At 59.6% G+C, this 20,160-nt stretch carries 17 protein-coding genes; 13 read left to right on the top strand and 4 right to left on the bottom strand.

Going from position 1 to position 20,160, the window contains the following annotated elements:
- The first annotated feature begins 300 nt into the window (after positions 1–300).
- On the top strand, positions 301–1,221 hold the full coding sequence (gene argF / locus A7J50_RS05765; protein ID WP_064450928.1) for an ornithine carbamoyltransferase: 921 nt from the start codon (positions 301–303) through the stop codon (positions 1,219–1,221).
- Complete coding sequence (locus A7J50_RS05760; protein WP_064450927.1) at positions 1,218–2,327, top strand: ABC transporter ATP-binding protein; 1,110 nt, start codon at positions 1,218–1,220, stop codon at positions 2,325–2,327. The genes argF and A7J50_RS05760 overlap by 4 nt, the downstream gene beginning before the upstream one ends.
- A 139-nt stretch (positions 2,328–2,466) precedes the next feature.
- Here A7J50_RS05760 and ybaK read toward each other — a convergent pair whose 3' ends face one another.
- Positions 2,467–2,937, bottom strand: coding sequence for a Cys-tRNA(Pro) deacylase (gene ybaK, locus A7J50_RS05755; protein WP_064450926.1), 471 nt, complete (start codon positions 2,935–2,937; stop codon positions 2,467–2,469).
- A 326-nt stretch (positions 2,938–3,263) separates the two neighbouring features.
- On the opposite strand from ybaK, the gene A7J50_RS05750 reads away from it, so the two are divergent.
- From A7J50_RS05750 to A7J50_RS05700, 11 genes are all read left to right on the top strand, one after another.
- Complete coding sequence (locus tag A7J50_RS05750) at positions 3,264–4,121, top strand: MIP/aquaporin family protein (RefSeq protein ID WP_064450925.1); 858 nt, start codon at positions 3,264–3,266, stop codon at positions 4,119–4,121.
- Positions 4,122–4,200: 79 nt separating this feature from the next.
- On the top strand, positions 4,201–5,706 hold the full coding sequence (gene glpK, locus A7J50_RS05745) for a glycerol kinase GlpK (protein WP_064450924.1): 1,506 nt from the start codon (positions 4,201–4,203) through the stop codon (positions 5,704–5,706).
- 95 nt (positions 5,707–5,801) lie between these two features.
- Positions 5,802–6,557: a DeoR/GlpR family transcriptional regulator gene (locus tag A7J50_RS05740; protein ID WP_010212755.1), complete on the top strand. Its 756-nt coding sequence runs from the start codon at positions 5,802–5,804 to the stop codon at positions 6,555–6,557.
- A 273-nt stretch (positions 6,558–6,830) separates the two neighbouring features.
- On the top strand, positions 6,831–8,369 hold the full coding sequence (gene glpD, locus A7J50_RS05735) for a glycerol-3-phosphate dehydrogenase (RefSeq protein ID WP_064450923.1): 1,539 nt from the start codon (positions 6,831–6,833) through the stop codon (positions 8,367–8,369).
- A gap of 314 nt (positions 8,370–8,683) precedes the next feature.
- The gene (locus A7J50_RS05730) at positions 8,684–9,610 is read left to right on the top strand and encodes a glutamate/aspartate ABC transporter substrate-binding protein (protein WP_053254639.1); all 927 of its coding nucleotides are present in this window, start codon (positions 8,684–8,686) and stop codon (positions 9,608–9,610) included.
- Between the two features lie 194 nt (positions 9,611–9,804).
- The gene (locus tag A7J50_RS05725; RefSeq protein WP_064450922.1) at positions 9,805–10,551 is read left to right on the top strand and encodes an amino acid ABC transporter permease; all 747 of its coding nucleotides are present in this window, start codon (positions 9,805–9,807) and stop codon (positions 10,549–10,551) included.
- On the top strand, positions 10,551–11,222 hold the full coding sequence (locus tag A7J50_RS05720; protein WP_064450921.1) for an amino acid ABC transporter permease: 672 nt from the start codon (positions 10,551–10,553) through the stop codon (positions 11,220–11,222). Before A7J50_RS05725 ends, A7J50_RS05720 begins: the two co-directional genes overlap by 1 nt.
- Positions 11,219–11,953 carry an amino acid ABC transporter ATP-binding protein gene (locus A7J50_RS05715; RefSeq protein ID WP_007916729.1) on the top strand — a complete coding sequence of 245 codons (735 nt, stop codon included), beginning with the start codon at positions 11,219–11,221 and terminating at the stop codon, positions 11,951–11,953. Before A7J50_RS05720 ends, A7J50_RS05715 begins: the two co-directional genes overlap by 4 nt.
- A gap of 172 nt (positions 11,954–12,125) precedes the next feature.
- Positions 12,126–14,027: a sensor histidine kinase gene (locus A7J50_RS05710; RefSeq protein ID WP_053254636.1), complete on the top strand. Its 1,902-nt coding sequence runs from the start codon at positions 12,126–12,128 to the stop codon at positions 14,025–14,027.
- Positions 14,024–15,373 (top strand): sigma-54-dependent transcriptional regulator, encoded by a 1,350-nt coding sequence (locus A7J50_RS05705; protein ID WP_064450920.1) that lies wholly within the window; start codon positions 14,024–14,026, stop codon positions 15,371–15,373. The genes A7J50_RS05710 and A7J50_RS05705 overlap by 4 nt, the downstream gene beginning before the upstream one ends.
- Positions 15,374–15,383: 10 nt before the next feature.
- The gene (locus tag A7J50_RS05700) at positions 15,384–15,722 is read left to right on the top strand and encodes a GlpM family protein (RefSeq protein WP_064450919.1); all 339 of its coding nucleotides are present in this window, start codon (positions 15,384–15,386) and stop codon (positions 15,720–15,722) included.
- A gap of 133 nt (positions 15,723–15,855) precedes the next feature.
- On the opposite strand, the gene A7J50_RS05695 is transcribed toward A7J50_RS05700, so the two are convergent.
- The 3 genes from A7J50_RS05695 to A7J50_RS05685 are packed head-to-tail and all read right to left on the bottom strand — an operon-like array spanning position 15,856 to position 20,145.
- On the bottom strand, positions 15,856–17,253 hold the full coding sequence (locus tag A7J50_RS05695) for a sigma-54-dependent transcriptional regulator (RefSeq protein WP_064450918.1): 1,398 nt from the start codon (positions 17,251–17,253) through the stop codon (positions 15,856–15,858).
- Positions 17,243–19,021 carry a sensor histidine kinase gene (locus A7J50_RS05690; RefSeq protein ID WP_064450917.1) on the bottom strand — a complete coding sequence of 593 codons (1,779 nt, stop codon included), beginning with the start codon at positions 19,019–19,021 and terminating at the stop codon, positions 17,243–17,245. The genes A7J50_RS05695 and A7J50_RS05690 overlap by 11 nt, the downstream gene beginning before the upstream one ends.
- On the bottom strand, positions 19,021–20,145 hold the full coding sequence (locus A7J50_RS05685) for a GNAT family N-acetyltransferase (protein ID WP_064450916.1): 1,125 nt from the start codon (positions 20,143–20,145) through the stop codon (positions 19,021–19,023). Before A7J50_RS05685 ends, A7J50_RS05690 begins: the two co-directional genes overlap by 1 nt.
- Positions 20,146–20,160 lie beyond the last annotated feature (15 nt).

Genomic DNA, 20,160 nt, shown 5'->3' with positions numbered 1-20,160 from the left:
CACACCGTTGCTGAAACCGACACAACCCGCTCTGGGCCCGCCCTCACACATTGCAAAAGGTCTCGGCGCCAGTGTACAAATGGGCTGCTGCTGTCAGGAATCAGTCTTCAAAAGCGCTCGCGCGCCCTTCTTGAACACCCTTAAAAACCGTAGCCCTATTGGTAAGACGCGACATTTAATTATAAGATCGCGCCTTCCCCTATTTCGTCGCCCCGTGCGGCTTTCGCCGCAGGTCTCGCCCGTTGTAACAATAAACAAGGCTTTGAGTATCTGCGGTCTGTTGCAAAAAGGTAGTTAATGATGAGCGCAAGGCACTTTCTCTCCCTGATGGATTGCACGCCCGAAGAGCTGGTCAGCGTGATCCGTCGAGGCATTGAGCTTAAAGACCTGCGTAACCGCGGCGTACTGTTCGAGCCTTTGAAAAACCGTGTGCTCGGGATGATTTTCGAGAAGTCGTCGACCCGCACCCGCGTGTCGTTCGAAGCCGGCATGATCCAGCTGGGTGGCCAAGCCATCTTCCTGTCCTCGCGCGACACCCAACTGGGCCGTGGCGAGCCGATCGCCGACAGCGCCCGGGTCATGTCGCGCATGCTCGATGCGGTGATGATCCGTACCTTTGCCCACAGCACCGTGACCGAATTTTCCGCCAACTCCCGGGTACCGGTGATCAACGGCCTGTCCGATGACCTGCACCCCTGCCAGTTGCTGGCCGACATGCAAACCTTCCTGGAGCACCGTGGTTCGATCCAGGGCAAGACCGTGGCCTGGATCGGTGACGGCAACAACATGTGCAACAGTTATATAGAAGCGGCGATCCAGTTCGACTTCCAACTGCGCGTCGCGTGCCCGGAAGGCTACGAGCCTGACGCGCGATTCCTGGAACAGGCTGGTGATCGGGTCACCGTGGTGCGCGACCCGCGTGACGCGGTGATCGGCGCACACCTGGTGAGCACCGACGTCTGGACCTCCATGGGCCAGGAAGAAGAGACCGCCAAGCGCCTGGCGCTGTTTGCGCCGTTCCAGGTAACCCGCGCGCTGCTCGACCTGGCCGCGCCGGACGTGCTGTTCATGCACTGCCTGCCCGCTCACCGTGGCGAAGAAATCAGCCTCGACCTGCTCGACGATGAGCGTTCGGTGGCCTGGGACCAGGCGGAAAACCGTCTGCACGCACAAAAGGCACTGCTTGAATTCCTCGTCCCGCCGTCGTACCACCACGCATGAGCCAGCCATTACTGCTTAACCTGCGCAATCTGGCGTGCGGCTATCAAGATCAACGGGTGGTGCAGAACCTCAACCTGCACCTCAACGCCGGCGACATCGGCTGCCTGCTAGGCTCTTCGGGCTGCGGTAAAACCACGACCTTGCGCGCGATTGCAGGGTTTGAGCCCGTGCACGAAGGTGAAATCAGCCTGGCCGGCGAAGTGATTTCCAGCGCGGGGTTCACCCTGGCACCGGAGAAACGCCGGATCGGCATGGTGTTCCAGGACTACGCGTTGTTTCCGCACTTGAGCGTGGCCGACAACATCGTCTTCGGAATTCGCAAACACCCGCAAAAAGACCGCGTGGTCGCCGAGCTGCTGGAACTGGTCAACCTGAAAAACCTCGGCAAGCGTTTCCCTCACGAGCTTTCCGGCGGCCAGCAGCAACGCGTCGCCCTCGCCCGCGCCCTGGCGCCGGAGCCACAACTGCTGCTGTTGGATGAGCCGTTCTCCAACCTTGATGGCGAGCTGCGGCGCAAGCTCAGCCATGAGGTGCGCGACATTCTCAAGGCACGCGGCACCAGCGCGATTCTGGTCACCCATGATCAGGAAGAAGCCTTCGCCGTGAGCGACCATGTGGGGGTTTTCAAGGAGGGCCGTCTTGAGCAGTGGGACACGCCCTACAACCTCTATCACGAACCACAGACACCTTACGTCGCGAGCTTTATCGGCCAGGGCTATTTCATCCGGGGTCAATTGAGCTCACCGGAATCGGTCAGCACCGAACTGGGTGACCTGCGCGGTAATCGCGCCTACACCTGGCCAACGGGTGGCGCGGTGGATGTGTTGCTGCGCCCGGATGACATCGTCTACGCACCGGACAGTGCGTTGAAAGCGCGGATCGTCGGCAAGACCTTCCTCGGCGCCTCGACCCTGTACCGCCTGCAACTGCCCACGGGCGCTCAGTTGGAGTCGATTTTCCCCAGCCATGCGGATCATCAAGTCGGTGCGCAGGTAGGGATTCGAGTGGCCGCTGAACACCTGGTGTTGTTCCAGGCGTCAGGCAGCGTGGCGGCGCAGATTCCTCAAGCCGAATCCGGCGTTCGCCGCTACAGCCCCGCCAACTGATAGCTGACGAAACCGACTCAAAATGTGGGAGCTGGCTTGCCTGCGATAGCATCCCCTCGGTTTACCTTAAAGACCGAGGCGCTTGCATCGCGGGCAAGCCCGACTCCCACATTGGATCTCACTCACTTCAAGATCTATGTCAGGCCCGGCCAATCGGCGCAAATTTGGCCTGGGTATGCTCAGCCAACACCGCCGCCGGCAGTTCAACTTCCAAGCCCCGCCTCCCTGCACTCACAAAAATCGTCGCGAACGGCTGCGCCGTCACATCGATAAACGTACGCAAACGCTTTTTCTGCCCCAACGGGCTGATACCGCCCAACAGGTAGCCGGTGGAACGTTGCGCCGCCGCCGGGTCGGCCATCTCGACTTTTTTTACCCCGGCCGCATGGGCCAGCGCTTTTAAATCCAGACTTCCGACGACCGGCACCACCGCCACCAACAATTCACCTTTCTCACTGCTGGCCAGCAAGGTCTTGAACACCCGCGCCGGATCGAGCCCCAACTTTTCCGCGGCCTCCAAGCCATAAGACGCGGCCTTGGGGTCATGTTCATAACTGTGAATATGATGTTCGGCGCGAACTTTTTTCAACAAGTCGAGTGCGGGGGTCATGGCTACTCCGGGCGCGGCAAAAAGACGCTCAATTCTAGGCCAAGCCCATGCAAAACGCTCTAGTGCGCGCCTCCTGAAATGAGTGCTGGAGTGGACAAGCATGATCATTCACCAGACCAATAGTTCAAAAATGACCAATGGTTCACTTTCGACCTTTGACAGAGGTCATTCTTGTCTATATTTTTTCGTTTCCGAATACTGTAGGAATAGTCCCACAGCGTTCCAGTAGTAAGCCGTAGTCAGGATGGGGATCCCGGTTACGGTGAAAATTGCGCAACGGCCCGTTGAGGTTGTGCGCCCAACAAGAACAACAATCGAGGTTTGCCATGACAACTGCACTTCAACAGCCTTCACTTTCGAGCCAATGCATGGCCGAATTCCTGGGGACTGCGCTTCTGATCTTCTTCGGTACAGGATGTGTCGCTGCGCTCAAGGTCGCGGGTGCCAGCTTTGGGTTGTGGGAAATCAGTATCATCTGGGGGGTCGGCGTGAGCATGGCGATCTACCTGAGTGCCGGTATTTCCGGGGCTCACCTCAATCCGGCGGTCAGTATCGCCCTGTGCATTTTTGCCGATTTCGAAAAGCGCAAACTGCCCTTCTACATCCTTGCCCAGATCGCCGGCGCCTTCTGTTCCGCCGCGCTGGTCTACACGCTCTACAGCAATCTATTTTTCGATTACGAACAAACCCATCATATGGTTCGTGGCTCCCAGGCCAGCCTGGAATTGGCGTCGGTGTTCTCCACCTACCCGCATGCGCTGCTGAGCACGGCCCAGGCCTTCCTGGTTGAAATGGTCATCACCGCAATCCTGATGGGCGTGATCATGGCCCTTACCGACGATAACAATGGCCTGCCACGTGGCCCGCTGGCCCCGCTGCTGATCGGCCTGCTGATCGCCGTGATTGGCAGCGCCATGGGCCCGTTGACCGGCTTTGCGATGAACCCGGCACGGGATTTCGGGCCCAAGCTGATGACCTTTTTCGCCGGCTGGGGTGAAATAGCCTTTACTGGCGGTCGTGATATTCCTTACTTCCTGGTACCGATTTTCGCGCCGATTGTCGGCGCATGCCTCGGTGCTGCGGCCTATCGCGGGCTGATTGCCCGTCATCTGCCAAGCGCCGCACCTGCTATAGCTGAAGCAACAACTGACACGGCAGTCAACGGCAAGACGCGTATTTCCTGATACCGCCAGCCTGGTCCCACTGCCCTTTTGCGGCCCAGGCTGATTACTCACTTCCTTATTTCCGTCCAAGGCAATCGACATGACCGACATTCAGAATAAGAACTACATCATTGCCCTTGATCAGGGCACCACCAGTTCGCGGGCGATCATCTTTGATCGTGATGCCAACGTGGTCTGCACCGCCCAGCGTGAATTCGCTCAGCATTACCCGCAAGCCGGCTGGGTCGAACATGACCCGATGGAAATCTTCGCCACCCAAAGCGCAGTGATGGTCGAGGCCCTGGCACAAGCCGGCCTGCACCATGACCAGGTCGCTGCCATCGGTATCACCAACCAGCGTGAAACCACCGTGGTGTGGGACAAGATCACCGGTCGCCCGATCTACAACGCAATTGTCTGGCAGTGCCGCCGCAGTACCGAGATCTGCCAGCAGCTCAAGCGCGATGGCCACGAGCAATACATCAGCGACACCACCGGCCTGGTCACCGACCCGTACTTCTCCGGCACCAAGCTCAAGTGGATCCTCGACAACGTCGAAGGCAGCCGCGAGCGTGCGCGCAACGGCGAACTGCTGTTCGGCACCATCGACAGCTGGCTGATCTGGAAATTTACCGGCGGCAAAACCCACGTCACCGACTACACCAACGCCTCGCGCACCATGCTCTTCAACATCCACACCCTGGAGTGGGATGCGAAGATGCTGGAGATTCTCGACGTACCGCGCGAAATGCTGCCGGAAGTTAAGTCGTCTTCGGAAATTTACGGCCGCACCAAAAGCGGCATCGCTATCGGCGGCATCGCGGGCGACCAACAGGCCGCACTGTTCGGCCAGATGTGCGTGGAAGCCGGCCAGGCCAAGAACACCTATGGCACCGGCTGCTTCCTGCTGATGAACACCGGTGACAAAGCGGTCAAATCGAAACACGGCATGCTTACCACCATCGCCTGCGGCCCACGCGGCGAAGTGGCTTACGCCCTCGAAGGCGCCGTGTTCAATGGTGGCTCCACCGTGCAATGGCTGCGTGACGAGCTGAAGATCATCGCGGATGCCACCGACACCGAATACTTTGCTGGCAAGGTCAAGGACAGCAACGGTGTGTACCTGGTGCCGGCCTTTACCGGTCTGGGCGCTCCGTACTGGGACCCGTATGCCCGTGGCGCACTGTTTGGCCTGACCCGTGGCGTACGCGTGGATCACATCATTCGCGCCGCCCTGGAGTCGATTGCCTACCAGACCCGTGACGTGTTGGACGCCATGCAACAGGACTCGGGCGAACGCCTCAAAGCCCTGCGCGTGGATGGCGGCGCGGTGGCCAACAACTTCCTGATGCAGTTCCAGGCCGATATCCTGGGTACCCAGGTTGAGCGCCCGCAAATGCGCGAAACCACTGCACTCGGCGCCGCTTACCTGGCAGGCCTGGCCTGTGGCTTCTGGGGCAGCCTGGACGAGTTGCGCGGCAAGGCCGTGATCGAACGCGAATTCGAGCCGACGCTCGATGAAGCCGCCAAAGAAAAACTCTACGCCGGCTGGCAAAAAGCGGTCAGCCGCACCCGCGACTGGGAACCGCACGAAGGCGCTGAATAAGCCAACCGCCGGACCCATATAGGGTTGTAACTGGCGGGGAGCCGCTTGCTGCGTCATCATGGGCCACTTTTGTATGGCAGCCCAAAGGACGCCCCATGAATCTGCCTCCCCGCCAACAACAAATCCTCGAACTGGTCCGCGAACGCGGTTACGTCAGTATCGAGGAGATGGCGCAGCTATTCGTTGTCACCCCGCAAACCATCCGCCGCGATATCAACCAGCTGGCGGACGCCAATCTGCTGCGCCGCTACCACGGCGGCGCGGCCTATGACTCCAGTGTCGAGAACACCGCGTACGCCATGCGTGCCGACCAAATGCGCGATGAGAAACAACGCATCGGCGAAGCCATTGCGGCGCAAATCCCGGACCACGCCTCGCTGTTCATCAATATCGGCACCACGACCGAATCGATCGCGCGTGCGCTGCTCAATCACAACCACCTGAAAATCATCACCAACAACCTCAACGTCGCCACCATGCTCAGTGCCAAGGACGATTTCGATGTGCTGTTGACCGGCGGTAATGTGCGCCGTGATGGCGGTGTGGTCGGTCAGGCGAGTGTCGACTTCATCAACCAGTTCAAGGTCGACTTTGCCTTGGTAGGTATCAGCGGCATTGATGAAGACGGCAGCCTGCTCGACTTTGATTATCAGGAAGTGCGGGTTTCACAGGCGATTATTGCCAATGCGCGCCAGGTGATCCTGGCGGCGGACTCCAGTAAATTCGGGCGCAATGCCATGATTCGCTTGGGCCCGATCAGTTTGGTCGACTGTTTGGTGACGGATCAGCAGCCGGTGCCGGCGCTGGTGCAGTTGTTGAACCAGCATAAGGTTCGGCTGGAAGTGGTCTAACCCTTCAATATCGCTGGCGCCTGTACCGCCGCCATCGCGGGCAAGCCCGGCTCCCACAATTGATTGCATTCCAAATGTGGGAGCCAGGCTTGCCCGCGATGGCGATGGAACGGGCACGCCACGCCTTTCATGTTCACAAATTTTCTTTTCTCGCCTCTTCGATGAGTTTTTTCAATCGAAGTAGGGTGGCTGTGCGCGCGTTTATCAGCTACCATTTTCGTAAATGAACATTAATGTTCGAATTCCAAGACGAATAAATCGCGAGGCCAGCCGATGAACCCTTCCACCTTGCCTGCTCCACCGCTTGCCGAAGTCTATGACGTTGCCGTAATCGGTGGCGGGATCAATGGCGTCGGCATTGCAGCAGACGCAGCCGGTCGCGGTTTGTCGGTATTCCTTTGCGAAAAGGACGACTTGGCGAGCCACACCTCTTCCGCCAGCAGCAAGCTGATCCACGGCGGCCTGCGTTATCTCGAACATTACGAATTCCGCCTGGTGCGCGAAGCCCTGGCCGAACGTGAAGTGCTGCTGGCCAAAGCGCCACACATCGTCAAGCAGATGCGCTTCGTGCTGCCGCACCGCCCGCACTTGCGTCCAGCGTGGATGATCCGTGCCGGCCTGTTCCTATATGACCACTTGGGCAAGCGCGAAAAACTCGCCGGGTCCAAAAGCCTCAAGTTCGGCCCCGACAGCCCGCTGAAAAGCGAGATTACCAAAGGCTTCGAATACTCCGACTGCTGGGTCGACGACGCCCGTTTGGTAGTCCTCAATGCCATGGCCGCCCGCGAAAAAGGCGCGCATATCCACACCCAGACTCGTTGCGTCAGCGCACACCGCAGCAACGGCATGTGGGAAATGAACATGGAACGCGCCGATGGCAGCCTGTTCTCGATCCGCGCTCGCGCGCTGGTGAACGCCGCCGGCCCATGGGTTGCCAAATTCATCAAGGAAGACCTGAAGCTGGATTCGCCTTACGGCATCCGCCTGATCCAGGGCAGCCACCTGATCGTGCCGAAGCTGTACGAAGGCGCCCACGCGCACATCCTGCAGAACGAAGACCAGCGCATCGTCTTCACCATTCCGTACCTGAACCACCTGACCATCATCGGCACCACCGACCGTGAATACACCGGTGACCCGGCGAAAGTAGCGATCACTGAAGGTGAAACCGACTACATGCTCAACGTAGTGAATGCCCACTTCAAGAAGCAGCTCAGCCGCGACGACATCGTCCACACCTACTCCGGCGTGCGCCCACTGTGCAACGACGAGTCGGATAACCCGTCGGCCATCACCCGCGACTACACGCTGTCGCTGTCTGGCGGCACGGGCGAAGCACCGATTTTGTCGGTGTTCGGCGGCAAGCTCACCACCTACCGCAAACTCGCTGAGTCGGCGATGGCACAACTGGCGCCTTACTTCACGCAGATGCGCCCAAGCTGGACGGCCACCGCCAGCCTGCCTGGCGGCGAAAACATGACCACGCCAGAAGCCCTGGCCGAGGCTATCCGCGCCAAGTTCGACTGGGTGCCAAACGAGATCGCGCGCCGCTGGGCCACCACCTATGGCAGCCGCACCTGGCGCCTGCTGGAAGGCGTGCAATCCTTGGCTGACCTGGGCGACCACCTTGGTGGCGGCCTGTACACCCGCGAAGTCGATTACCTGTGTGCTGAAGAATGGGCGACTCAACCTCAGGACGTCCTGTGGCGCCGTACCAAGCTTGGCCTGTTCACCACTGCGCAAGAACAGGAAAACGTACAGCGTTACCTGTCGAAGGTTGAGCAGAACCGCACGAAGATTGAAGCGGCCTGATCAGCAAGTCGTAAAAAAGCCCCTGCGCCGTATGGCCCAGGGGCTTTTTTATGCCCGCAATGGCATTCGGTTTTCCGAACAGCACACCCCGCACCATTCGGTTTGCCGGACCTTATAGTTACGAATTACTAGTAACACAAAGTTAATCTCCTTATAAATCAATCAGATAACCTTTTGTTTCAGGTATGGCACGACTCATGCTCTACACTCCCTGACGATTGCCTGAGACGCTTCAGGAGCCGTTACGGGCATTCGCTGTACAAGAGAGCCGTTTAGCCGGCTTCATAAAAAAAACAAATGTCGAGGAAGTATTGATGCGCATCGTTCCCCATATCCTGGGCGCAGCTATCGCTGCTGCTCTGATCAGCACTCCAGTTTTCGCCGCCGAACTCACCGGCACACTGAAGAAAATCAACGACTCCGGCACCATCACTCTCGCTCACCGCGACAGCTCCATTCCGTTCTCCTACATCGCAGATGGTTCGGGCAAACCAGTGGGCTACTCCCACGACATTCAGTTGGCTATCGTCGAACAACTGAAAAAAGACCTGAACAAACCCGATCTGAAAACCAAGTACAACCTGGTGACCTCGCAAACCCGTATCCCGTTGATCCAGAACGGCACTGCGGACGTTGAGTGCGGCTCTACCACCAACAACGCCGAACGCGCCCAGCAGGTCGACTTCACCGTCAACATCTTCGAAATCGGCACCCGTCTGCTGGTCAAGAAAGACAAGGACGGCAAGCCGTCCTACGCTGACTTTGCCGACCTCAAAGGCAAAAACGTCGTGACCACCGCCGGCACCACGTCCGAGCGCATCATCAAAGCGATGAACGCCGACAAGCAGATGGGCATGAACGTCATCTCCGCCAAAGACCACGGCGAATCCTTCCAGATGCTGGAAAGCGGCCGCGCCGTAGCCTTCATGATGGACGACGCCCTGCTGGCCGGTGAAGAAGCCAAGGCCAAGAAGCCGGACGACTGGGTCATCACCGGTACGCCACAGTCCTTTGAAGCCTACGCTTGCATGGTGCGTAAAGACGACCCGGCCTTCAAGAAAGCCGTGGATGATGCGATTGTCGCCCTGTACAAATCCGGCGAAATCAACAAGATCTACAGCAAGTGGTTCGAAAGCCCGATCCCACCTAAAGGCCTGAACCTGAACTTCCCGATGAGTGAGAAGGTTAAGGAGCTGATCGCTAACCCAAGCGACAAACCAGCGCCTGACGTAAAAATCTGATTTCTGACTAACCTTATCTCCTGAGGGAGCCAACCCTCCCTCAGGCGTCTGTTACTACCTGCTGGCTTTAATTTGGAACACTCGACCTGGCGGTTTTCGAGCCGATCGCGTGTGCCTGACGTTCAACGTCGGGCGGGAAAGGATCTTCCCCAAGCGGGTGCTTGTACATCGATCGATTTCGAGGGGAGACCCTAATGAATTACAACTGGGACTGGGGCGTGTTCTTCAAGTCCACCGGCGTGGGCAGCGAGACCTATCTCGACTGGTACATCTCCGGTTTGGGCTGGACCATTGCCATCGCCGTCGTGGCGTGGATTATCGCCTTGTTGCTGGGCTCCGTTCTGGGGGTCATGCGCACTGTGCCAAACCGCATCGTATCGGGCATCGCGACCTGCTACGTGGAACTGTTTCGTAACGTGCCGCTGCTGGTTCAGCTGTTTATCTGGTACTTCCTGATACCCGATATGCTGCCGCAAAACCTGCAGGACTGGTACAAACAAGACCTCAACCCGACCACCTCGGCTTACCTGAGCGTTGTCGTGTGCCTGGGCCTGTTCACCGCCGCCCGTGTGTGCGAACAGGTGCGTACCGGCATCCAGGCGCTGCCACGTGGCCAGGAAGCCGCCGCGCGTGCCATGGGCTTCAAGCTGCCGCAGATCTACTGGAACGTGCTGCTGCCACAGGCCTACCGCATCATCATTCCGCCGCTTACCTCGGAATTCCTCAACGTGTTCAAGAACTCCTCCGTGGCGTCCTTGATCGGCCTGATGGAATTGCTGGCGCAAACCAAACAGACCGCCGAGTTCTCGGCCAACCTGTTTGAGGCCTTCACCCTGGCCACGCTGATCTACTTCACCTTGAACATGAGCCTGATGTTGCTGATGCGCCTGGTTGAGAAGAAAGTCGCCGTGCCCGGCCTGATCTCCGTGGGGGGTAAATAATGGACTTTGATTTCAGCGGCATCATCCCCGCTATCCCTGGCCTGTGGAACGGCATGATCATGACCTTGCAGTTGATGGTCATGGGCGTAGTCGGCGGCATCGCATTGGGCACGGTCCTCGCGCTGATGCGCCTGTCGTCCAACAAACTGGCGTCGCGTCTGGCCGGCGCCTATGTGAACTACTTCCGCTCGATCCCGCTGCTGTTGGTCATTACCTGGTTCTACCTGGCAGTGCCGTTCGTGCTGCGCTGGATCACCGGCGAAGACACCCCGATCGGTGCGTTCACCTCCTGCGTCGTGGCCTTCATGATGTTCGAAGCCGCGTACTTCTGTGAAATCGTACGGGCCGGCGTACAGTCGATTCCCAAGGGCCAGATGGGCGCAGCCCAGGCGATGGGCATGACCTACGGCCAGACCATGCGTCTGATCATCCTGCCCCAGGCTTTCCGCAAGATGACGCCGCTGCTGCTGCAACAGTCGATCATTCTGTTCCAGGACACCTCGCTGGTTTACACCGTGGGCCTGGTGGACTTCCTCAACTCCGCCCGCTCCAACGGCGACATCATCGGCCGCTCCAACGAGTTCCTGATCTTCGCCGGTGTCGTCTACTTCATCATCAGCTTTTCCGCCTCGCTGCTGGTCAAGCGTCTGCAAAAAAGGTTTGCCGTATGATCTCTATCAAGAACATCAACAAGTGGTATGGCGACTTCCAGGTGCTGACCGATTGCAGCACCGAGGTTAAAAAAGGCGAAGTGATCGTGGTGTGCGGGCCATCGGGCTCGGGCAAATCCACCCTGATCAAGTGCGTCAACGCACTGGAACCGTTCCAGAAAGGCGACATCGTGGTCGACGGCACCTCTATCGCCGACCCGAAGACCAACCTGCCGAAACTGCGCTCACGCGTCGGCATGGTGTTCCAGCACTTCGAACTGTTCCCGCACCTGACCATCACCGAAAACCTGACCATCGCGCAGATCAAGGTGCTCGGCCGCAGCAAGGAAGAAGCCACCAAGAAAGGCCTGCAACTGCTTGAGCGCGTCGGCCTGTCGGCACACGCCCACAAGCACCCGGGCCAACTGTCCGGCGGCCAGCAACAGCGCGTTGCGATTGCCCGCGCACTGGCCATGGACCCGATCGTCATGCTGTTTGACGAACCGACCTCCGCCCTCGACCCGGAAATGGTCAACGAAGTGCTCGACGTGATGGTGCAACTGGCTCACGAAGGCATGACCATGATGTGCGTGACCCACGAAATGGGCTTCGCCCGCAAAGTGGCCGACCGCGTGATCTTCATGGACGCCGGCAAGATCATCGAAGACTGCCCGAAAGAGGAATTCTTCGGCGACATCAGCGCCCGCTCCGAACGTGCGCAGCACTTCCTTGAGAAAATCCTGCAGCACTAAGCCCTACATAGCTCCCACTGCTGAAACAAGGCCCATGTGGGAGCGGGCTTGCTCGCGAATGTGGTGGATCAGTCGATACATTCAGCGACTGACACACCGCATTCGCGAGCAAGCCCGCTCCCACACTGGACCGAGCAGACCGGCAAGCTCTGGTTGACCCAAGGCATCTGTGATGAAATGCGACCCCAACCAATTTCGCGCCGCACCGCCATCACTTGCCGTGAAACCACGCCTGATCCGCCAACTGTTCCTGCCGCCGTTGATCATCGCCCTGATGATCGGCCTGGGTTATATCGGCTTCTGGGTCAGTGAGTACTATGGCATCCGCACCCTCAGCGACAACGGCGAACGCCAGTTGGAGCTGCACGCCCGCACCGTCGAAAGCGAGCTGAGCAAATACACCTACCTGCCCAGCCTTCTGGAATTGGAGTCCAGCGTCTCCAAGCTGCTGGCCGATCCGAACCAGGAAACCCGCAAAACCGTCAACGATTACCTCGAAGGCCTGAACCGACGCAGTCGCAGTCGGGCCATCTACGTGATGGACACCACCGGCCGCGTATTGGCCACCAGTAACTGGCGCGATGCCGACAGCTACCAAGGTGAAGACCTGTCCTTCCGTGCTTATTTCCAGAATGCCGTTCGCGGCCAGCCCGGCCGTTTCTATGGCATTGGCAGCACGAACGGCGAACCCGGCTACTACCTGGCCCATGGCCTGGAAGAGCACGGCAAGATCATCGGCGTCGCGGTGGTCAAAGTGCGCCTCGAAGCCCTGGAGGAACGCTGGCAGCGCGCGCGCCTCGAAGCGTTTGTGAGCGACGAGAACGGCATCATCATCCTGTCCAGCGACCCGGCCCGCCGCCTCAAGGCCGTGCGACCGCTGAGCGATGACACCAAAGAACGCCTGGCCCACAGCCTGCAATATTACTGGGCGACACTGAACGAGCTGGAGCCCCTGGCCCGCGAGCGCCTTAACGAAGGCACCGAGAAGCTGACCTTCCCCGCCAACAGCGAAGTGGTCAACGACGAGCACGAAGTCAGCTACCTGGCCCAGACCCGTCCGCTGAGTGATACACCGTGGAATTTCACCCTGCTGACCCCGCTCAACGACCTGCGGCGGGCCGCGATCAACCAGGGCATTCTGGTGGCCGTCGCGTTTGGCCTGGTCGCGTTCTTGCTGATTGCCTGGAACGAGCGCCGCAAGGTTATTGCCACCCGCCTCGCCGCGCGGGAAGCCTTGCAGGAAGCCAACAGCCAGCTGGAACGTCGGATTGCCGAACGCACTGCCGACCTGCGCGCCAGCAACGAACGGCTCAAGGGCCAGATTCGCGAACGACGCCAGGCCGAGGAAACCCTGCGCCACGCCCAGGATGAACTGGTGCAGGCCGGTAAACTCGCGGCCATCGGCCAGATGTCGACCAGCATTGCCCATGAGTTGAACCAGCCCCTGGCGGCGCTGCGCACGTTATCGGGCAACACCGTGCGGTTCCTCGAGCGTGGCGCTCTGGATACCGCCAGCGCCAACCTCAAGACCATCAACGAACTGATCGACCGCATGGGCCGCATCACCGCCAGCCTGCGCTCCTTTGCCCGGCGCGGTGATGACCAGGGCGAGGCCAACCTCGGCAAAGCGGTGGACGCCGCGTTCCAGGTGCTGGGCGCCCGCCTGGATGGCCTGCCGTTGACCCTGCACCGCGATTTCAGCAACGCCCAACTGCAGATCGACCAGACGCGCCTGGAACAAATCCTGGTGAACCTGATCGGTAATGCCCTCGATGCGATGCAAGCGCAGCCAACGCCCGAACTGTGGCTGGACGGCCACAGCGCCGACGGCAAGTACCGCTTGCATGTGCGCGACAATGGCCATGGCATCGACCCCGAAACACGTAAACACTTATTCGAACCGTTCTTCACCACCAAACCCGGTGAACAAGGCCTGGGGCTGGGCCTGACGCTTTCCGCCAGCCTCGCGGCGGCCACTGGCGGCACCCTTGCCGTGGAACACCCGGCCACTGGTGGTACGGCCTTTGTCTTGTGCCTGCCGCTGGCAGGCACCCAAAAAGCTGAGTCGACATGAATACAGACGCTACCGCCTCTAAAGACGACCTCACCGTTCTGATCGTCGAAGACGACCCCCATGTGCTGCTCGGCTGCCAGCAAGCCCTGGCGCTGGAGGACATTCCCAGTGTGGGCGTAGGCAGTGCCGAAGAAGCCCTCAAGCGCATCGGCGAAAACTTTGCCGGTATCGTCATCAGCGATATTCGCCTGCCGGGCATCGACGGCCTGGAGCTGTTGACCCGGCTCAAGGCCCTGGACAAAAGCCTGCCGGTGGTACTGATCACCGGCCACGGCGATATCTCTATGGCCGTCGGCGCCATGCGCAATGGCGCCTACGACTTCATGGAGAAACCCTTCTCGCCCGAGCGCCTGGTCGACGTGGCCCGCCGCGCCCTGGAACAACGCGGGCTGGCGCGCGAGGTGTGGTCGCTGCGCCGCCAACTGGCTGAGCGCGACTCCCTGGAAGGTCGCATCATCGGTCGCTCCCCGGCCATGCAGACCCTGCGCGAGCTGATCGCCAACGTCGCCGACACCTCCGCCAACGTGCTGATCGAAGGCGAGACCGGCACCGGCAAGGAATTGGTCGCACGCTGCCTGCATGATTTCAGCCGACGCCATTCCCACCAGTTCGTCGCCTTGAACTGCGGCGGCCTGCCGGAAAACCTGTTCGAAAGCGAGATTTTCGGCCACGAAGCCAATGCTTTTACCGGCGCTGGCAAACGGCGCATCGGCAAGATCGAGCACGCCCACGAAGGCACGCTGTTCCTCGATGAAGTGGAAAGCATGCCGATCAACCTGCAGATCAAATTGCTGCGGGTGTTGCAGGAACGCACCCTGGAACGCCTGGGTTCGAACCAGAGCGTGGCGGTGGATTGTCGGGTGATCGCCGCAACCAAGTCCGACCTCGACGAGCTGAGCCGGGCCAGTCAGTTCCGCAGTGACCTTTACTACCGCCTCAACGTAGTGACCCTGGAGCTGCCGCCGCTGCGCGAACGCCGGGAAGACATCCTGCAATTGTTTGAACACTTCCTGCAGCAGTCGTCGCTGCGCTTTGACCGCAGCGTGCCGGAACTGGATAACCAGACCGTGTCGAGCCTGATGAGCCACGACTGGCCAGGCAACGTGCGTGAACTGCGCAACGTCGCCGAACGCTTCGCCTTGGGCTTGCCTGCCTTCAAGAAAAGCGGCAACGGCAACAGCAACCATGGCCTGGCCTTTACCGAGGCGGTCGAAGCCTTCGAACGCAACTTGCTCAACGACGCCCTGCAACGCAGCGGCGGCAACCTGACCCAGGCCAGCCAGGAACTGGGGATGGCCAAGACCACCCTGTTCGACAAGGTCAAGAAGTATGGCTTGAGCCACTAAGGAGCACGGTGTGGATCTGTTTTTGAAAGCCGCCCTGGGCGCGGCGGTGGTGTTGATCCTGGCAGCGCTGGCCAAGACCAAAAACTATTACATCGCGGGGCTGGTGCCGCTGTTTCCGACCTTTGCGTTGATTGCACATTACATCGTCGGCAAAGGTCGTTCGGTGGACGACTTGAAGACCACGATCCTGTTCGGGATGTGGTCGATCATTCCGTATTTTGTGTATTTGGCGACGTTGTATGTGCTGGTCGACCGAATGCGCCTGGAGGCCTCACTCGCCGTGGCGGCGGTGGCGTGGTTGATGGCGGCGACGGTGTTGGTGACGGTGTGGGTACGCCTCCACACCTGACCCAACTGGGTAAACATGTGGGAGCCGGCTTGCCTGCGATGGCGGTATGTCTGCACCCGATCTGATGACTGATACACCGTAATCGCAGGCAAGCCAGCTCCCACATTTAGAGCAATGATGTGTGCCTGGGAGATCAGCGCACAATCTTGTCGACATGAATCCCCAGCTTCTTCAACCGATACCAGAAGCTCCTCTCGGAAATCCCGATCTTTGAGGCCGCCGCTGCCTGCACGCCGTTGCTTTCATTCAACGCCGCCAGAATATAGGCCTTCTCCACTTCCGCCAGCGCCGCATCCAGATCCTGCGGCACACCCGGTCCGTCGCTGAGCATCGCCGTCACGCCTCCCTCGGCAGGCTTGGAGGCAAACAGGTAAGCCGGCAGGTCGATGTCTTCGATTACCGGCTTAGCTGCCACGATGGTCGCCCGCTCCACACAGTTTTGCAGCTCGCGAATATTGCCCGGCCAGTTGTAAGCGGCCATGGCCTGCAACGCCTCTGGGCTGAAGCCAGTGATGCGTTTACCGGCGGTCGCGCTGAGGGTCTGGGCGAAGTGCCGGGCCAGGGGCACGATATCTTCGGCGCGTTCGCGCAGGGCCGGCAGTGGGATCGGGAACACGTTGAGGCGGTAATACAGGTCCTCACGAAACTCTTTATTGGCCACCGCATCCAGCAAATTTTTGTTGGTGGCGGCGATCACCCGCACGTCCACCTTGCGCTCGCGCGGGTCGCCCACCGGCTCGATCACCCGTTCCTGCAAGGCGCGCAGAATCTTGGCCTGCAACGCCAGGGGCATATCGCCCACTTCGTCCAAAAACAGCGTGCCCTTGTCGGCCTGCATAAAACGCCCGACCCGATCCGCCACGGCGCCGGTAAAGGCGCCCTTGCGATGGCCGAACATTTCGCTTTCGAGCAGGCCTTCCGGAATGGCCGCGCAGTTGACCGCCACGAACGGTTTGTCGGCTCGGCTGCCGTGTTTGTGGATGGCACGGGCAACCATTTCCTTGCCGGTGCCGCTTTCGCCGGTCAGCAGGATGGTTGCGTTGCTGTCACGTACCGAGTCGATGGCATGCAGCACCTGGCGAAACGCCGGGCTGTCGCCCACCAGGCTGTCGAACTGCGCATGATGGTCAAGCTCGGCGCGCAGGCGCGCGTTATCGCGCATGATGTCGCGAAACTGCAGGGCCTTGGCCACGGTGATGTCCAGCTCGTCGATGTCGAACGGCTTGGCGATATAGTCATAGGCGCCATTGCGCATCGACTGCACCGCATTTTTCACCGTGCTGTAGGCGGTCATCACGATCACCGGCAAATCCGGGAAGCGCACCTTTATCTCCGCCAGCAGCGCCGGCCCGTCCATACCCGGCATGCGCCAGTCGCTGATCACCAGGTCAATGTCTTCCTGGTCCAGCACTTTGAGTGCGTGCAGGCCATTACTCGCGGTGAATACCTGAATGCCATTCTGACTCAAGGCCGACGATAGCAAATCACACAGCTTGGGCTCATCGTCGACTACCAATACGTTATGCGTCATGACCTTCCTCATCATCGCCGTCGTCTTCACCATGCGCCGGAATGTACAGGCTGAAGGTGGCGCCGGCATCTTTCTCACTGGCACATTCAATGCTGCCGTCGTGACTTTCCATGATCGAATAGACTTTGGCCAGGCCCAAGCCTGTGCCTGACGCCTTGGTGGTGACAAATGGCGTGAAGATACGCTCAATCATATCCGCCGGGATGCCCTGGCCGGTGTCAGCAATACTGATCACCGTGTTGCCGTCGACGCTGCGAATGCCCAGGGTCAGGCGCCCGCCTTCGGGCATTGCATCGATGGCGTTGAGAATCAGGTTGAGGCACGCCTGCTTGAGCTGCTTGGCATCAGCATAGAGGGTTGCACCGGGCGCCTGATCATCGATTTTCGCATCGATGTTATGGGTGGCGAGTTCCGGGCTGCAGAAACCAAGGATTTCTTCCACCACCGGACGCGCTGCCTGCAACACACGCAGGGGCGGGTTGGGTTTGGCGAAGTCGAGAAACTCGGTGATCAGGTCGTTGATGCGGCTGACTTCGCTGATCACGTATTCCAGGTGGCGCTTGTCGGTTTCCGGCAAGTCGGCACGACGGTGCAGCAGCTGGGTGGCGGTCTTTATAATACCCAACGGGTTGCGAATCTCATGGGCCAGGCCCATCGCGACTTCGCCCAGAGCATGCAGCCGGTCGCGGCGGCGTAACTGGGCTTCGAGGTGGTGCAGCTCGCCCAGGCGCTCGGTCATGTGGTTGAAGGTGCTGCTCAACTGCGCCAGCTCATCGCCGCCGCTGACCAATACGCGATGCTCATAATGGCCCGAGATCACCGCATCCACGCCTTGGGACAAGTCCCGCAGAGGCTTGGTCAGGCGCCGTGACACCAACACGCCGGCGCCCAGGGACAACGCCGAACTCAGCAGGAATATCAGCACGAACAAGTTGCTCTGATTCACCAGCCCAACCAGGCTGGTATGACGCAGCAGGCCGCTGAAGATCACGCCTTGCAAGTCGCCGGCGTCGTTGAAGATGGGCCAATACAGACCGCTGTAGTTATTGGTGAACTGCTCACTCGGCTGCTTGGTGCTGCGCATGGCCGTTTCGACATTCTTCGGGATGCGCGAAGGATGATTTTCGAAACGCTGGGTCGAGAATATCTCGGAAAACCCCGAGGGGTTGGCCAGGTACAGGCGCAGGTCGAGGGAATGCACATCGGCCACGCTGGTGAGGAAGCTGCTGTCCAGGTAAGTCGCCACCAACAGCACGTAGTCGACGCCCTCTTGGGTGGTTTCGAACGTCGATACCACCAGGCCCGTAGTCACGCCGGCCACCTGGATGGTTTGCAGCACCGCGTTGCTGGTCAGGTTGATCTGCTTGACGACATCATCAGGGGCCGTGCTGAACACAATCTTGTGGTCACTGACGCGAATCAGCGAGACCACGTCTATATCGGTGGCCTCGGCGATATCGGCGGTGAGCCGGTCATGCTTGGCGGCTTGCCTGTTCGAGGGCGGAGCGGTGTAGCGCAGGAACAGTTTGGCCATGCGTGCGTTGTCATGAAGGATGTCGCCGATTTCATCCTTGACGATCTTGGTCGACTCTTGCAGCCAGATACGCACGTTGCTGTCGAAAATCTGCGACAGCGTGGTCGCCGCCAATTCGGCAGCGATCATGGTCGGAATGACGCTGACCAGCCAGAACGCCAGCACCAGCTTGCGCTGGACGCTCCAGCGCGAAATGGCAAAGGGGCGGGCTTTTTGGCGGGTCTTGGTGATCATCAGGTTTCGCTTATCGCAGCAGCCATGGCAGGGTCGGATCGATCCGGTCTTATATACATTTTTACGAGTTTGAGCAGGCCATTGACCAGCCGGTTACGGTGGCGGAAGAACATGCTGTTGCCCCGGAACTCGCAACCCAGGCGCAGCTTACTGGCGTACCCCTCCTGACCGCACTCGTACACGGGAATACTGTGCTGGATACAATAGTCAACATTGGTCAGCCAACTTCTGAAATACAAGCTGTACTCACGGCTGAACTCACGGTCATGCCCGAAAAACTTGTCGATCAAACGGTGCTGGTCCAACAGGATCAGGTTGAACGCCACCAGTCGCTCGTCCACCCAATAAAGAGCACAGACCGCACGCCCTTCCAACCGTTCAAGGATGCCGGTGAAGTAACTCGCCGGCAGGCGCTCGAACTGCAAGTCCGCGCGACTGAGCGTGTCTTCGTACAGGCGCATCACCTCAGGTAACACATCATCAATGTTGTGCCGCCACTCTACCCGAGGGCCCGGCGCACGCAGCTTGCGGCGCAAGTCCTTGCGAGTCGCCTTGCACAGCGAGCCCAGGTAGGCGTCCACTGAGCCGTAAGGCACCGTCAACAACCCGCTGGGCAAACTCGGCATGCTCTGAAAACCTGCAAGGCGGCAACTGTCTGCCCAGTACGGGTCTTTGGTCGGCACGTCCTTGACCGCCACCAGGCCAATTCCGAACGCGTTGGCGTCCTGGCGCGCAGCCATCAGCAAGTGCTTGATTAGCAACGGGCGCTGCGCCTCGTCAACATGGCTGGCAATGCCCGCGTCACAACGCTCGGCCACCGGAGAGCCGATGGCATACAACTCCAGGCGTAAAACACCCGGCCACAGTCGCTCCAGGCGCTCGGTAAAGCGCTTGCCTGCACCCGACACCGTGGTGTCGAGGCGATAATAAGTGATGAACGCGGCGGCAACCGCCACCAGCGTTTCATCGTCGTAAACAGCCAGGTAACGCCACTTGAAATCATCGATAGCGGCGTTTTCCACAGCGACGTAAAAGTCCCAATCCTCCAGGGCTCCGGGAAAACAGTCGTTCCAGGCACTGCGCTGGATGGCCCGGATAGTCGAGAAGGCTTGGGCGGTGATCACGTCTTGTCCTTAAGC

This window comes from Pseudomonas antarctica (genome assembly GCF_001647715.1).
GTDB lineage: Bacteria > Pseudomonadota > Gammaproteobacteria > Pseudomonadales > Pseudomonadaceae > Aquipseudomonas > Aquipseudomonas antarctica_A.
Note: the sequence above shows the minus strand (reverse complement) of the source record. Positions and strands in the feature narration are given on the sequence as shown.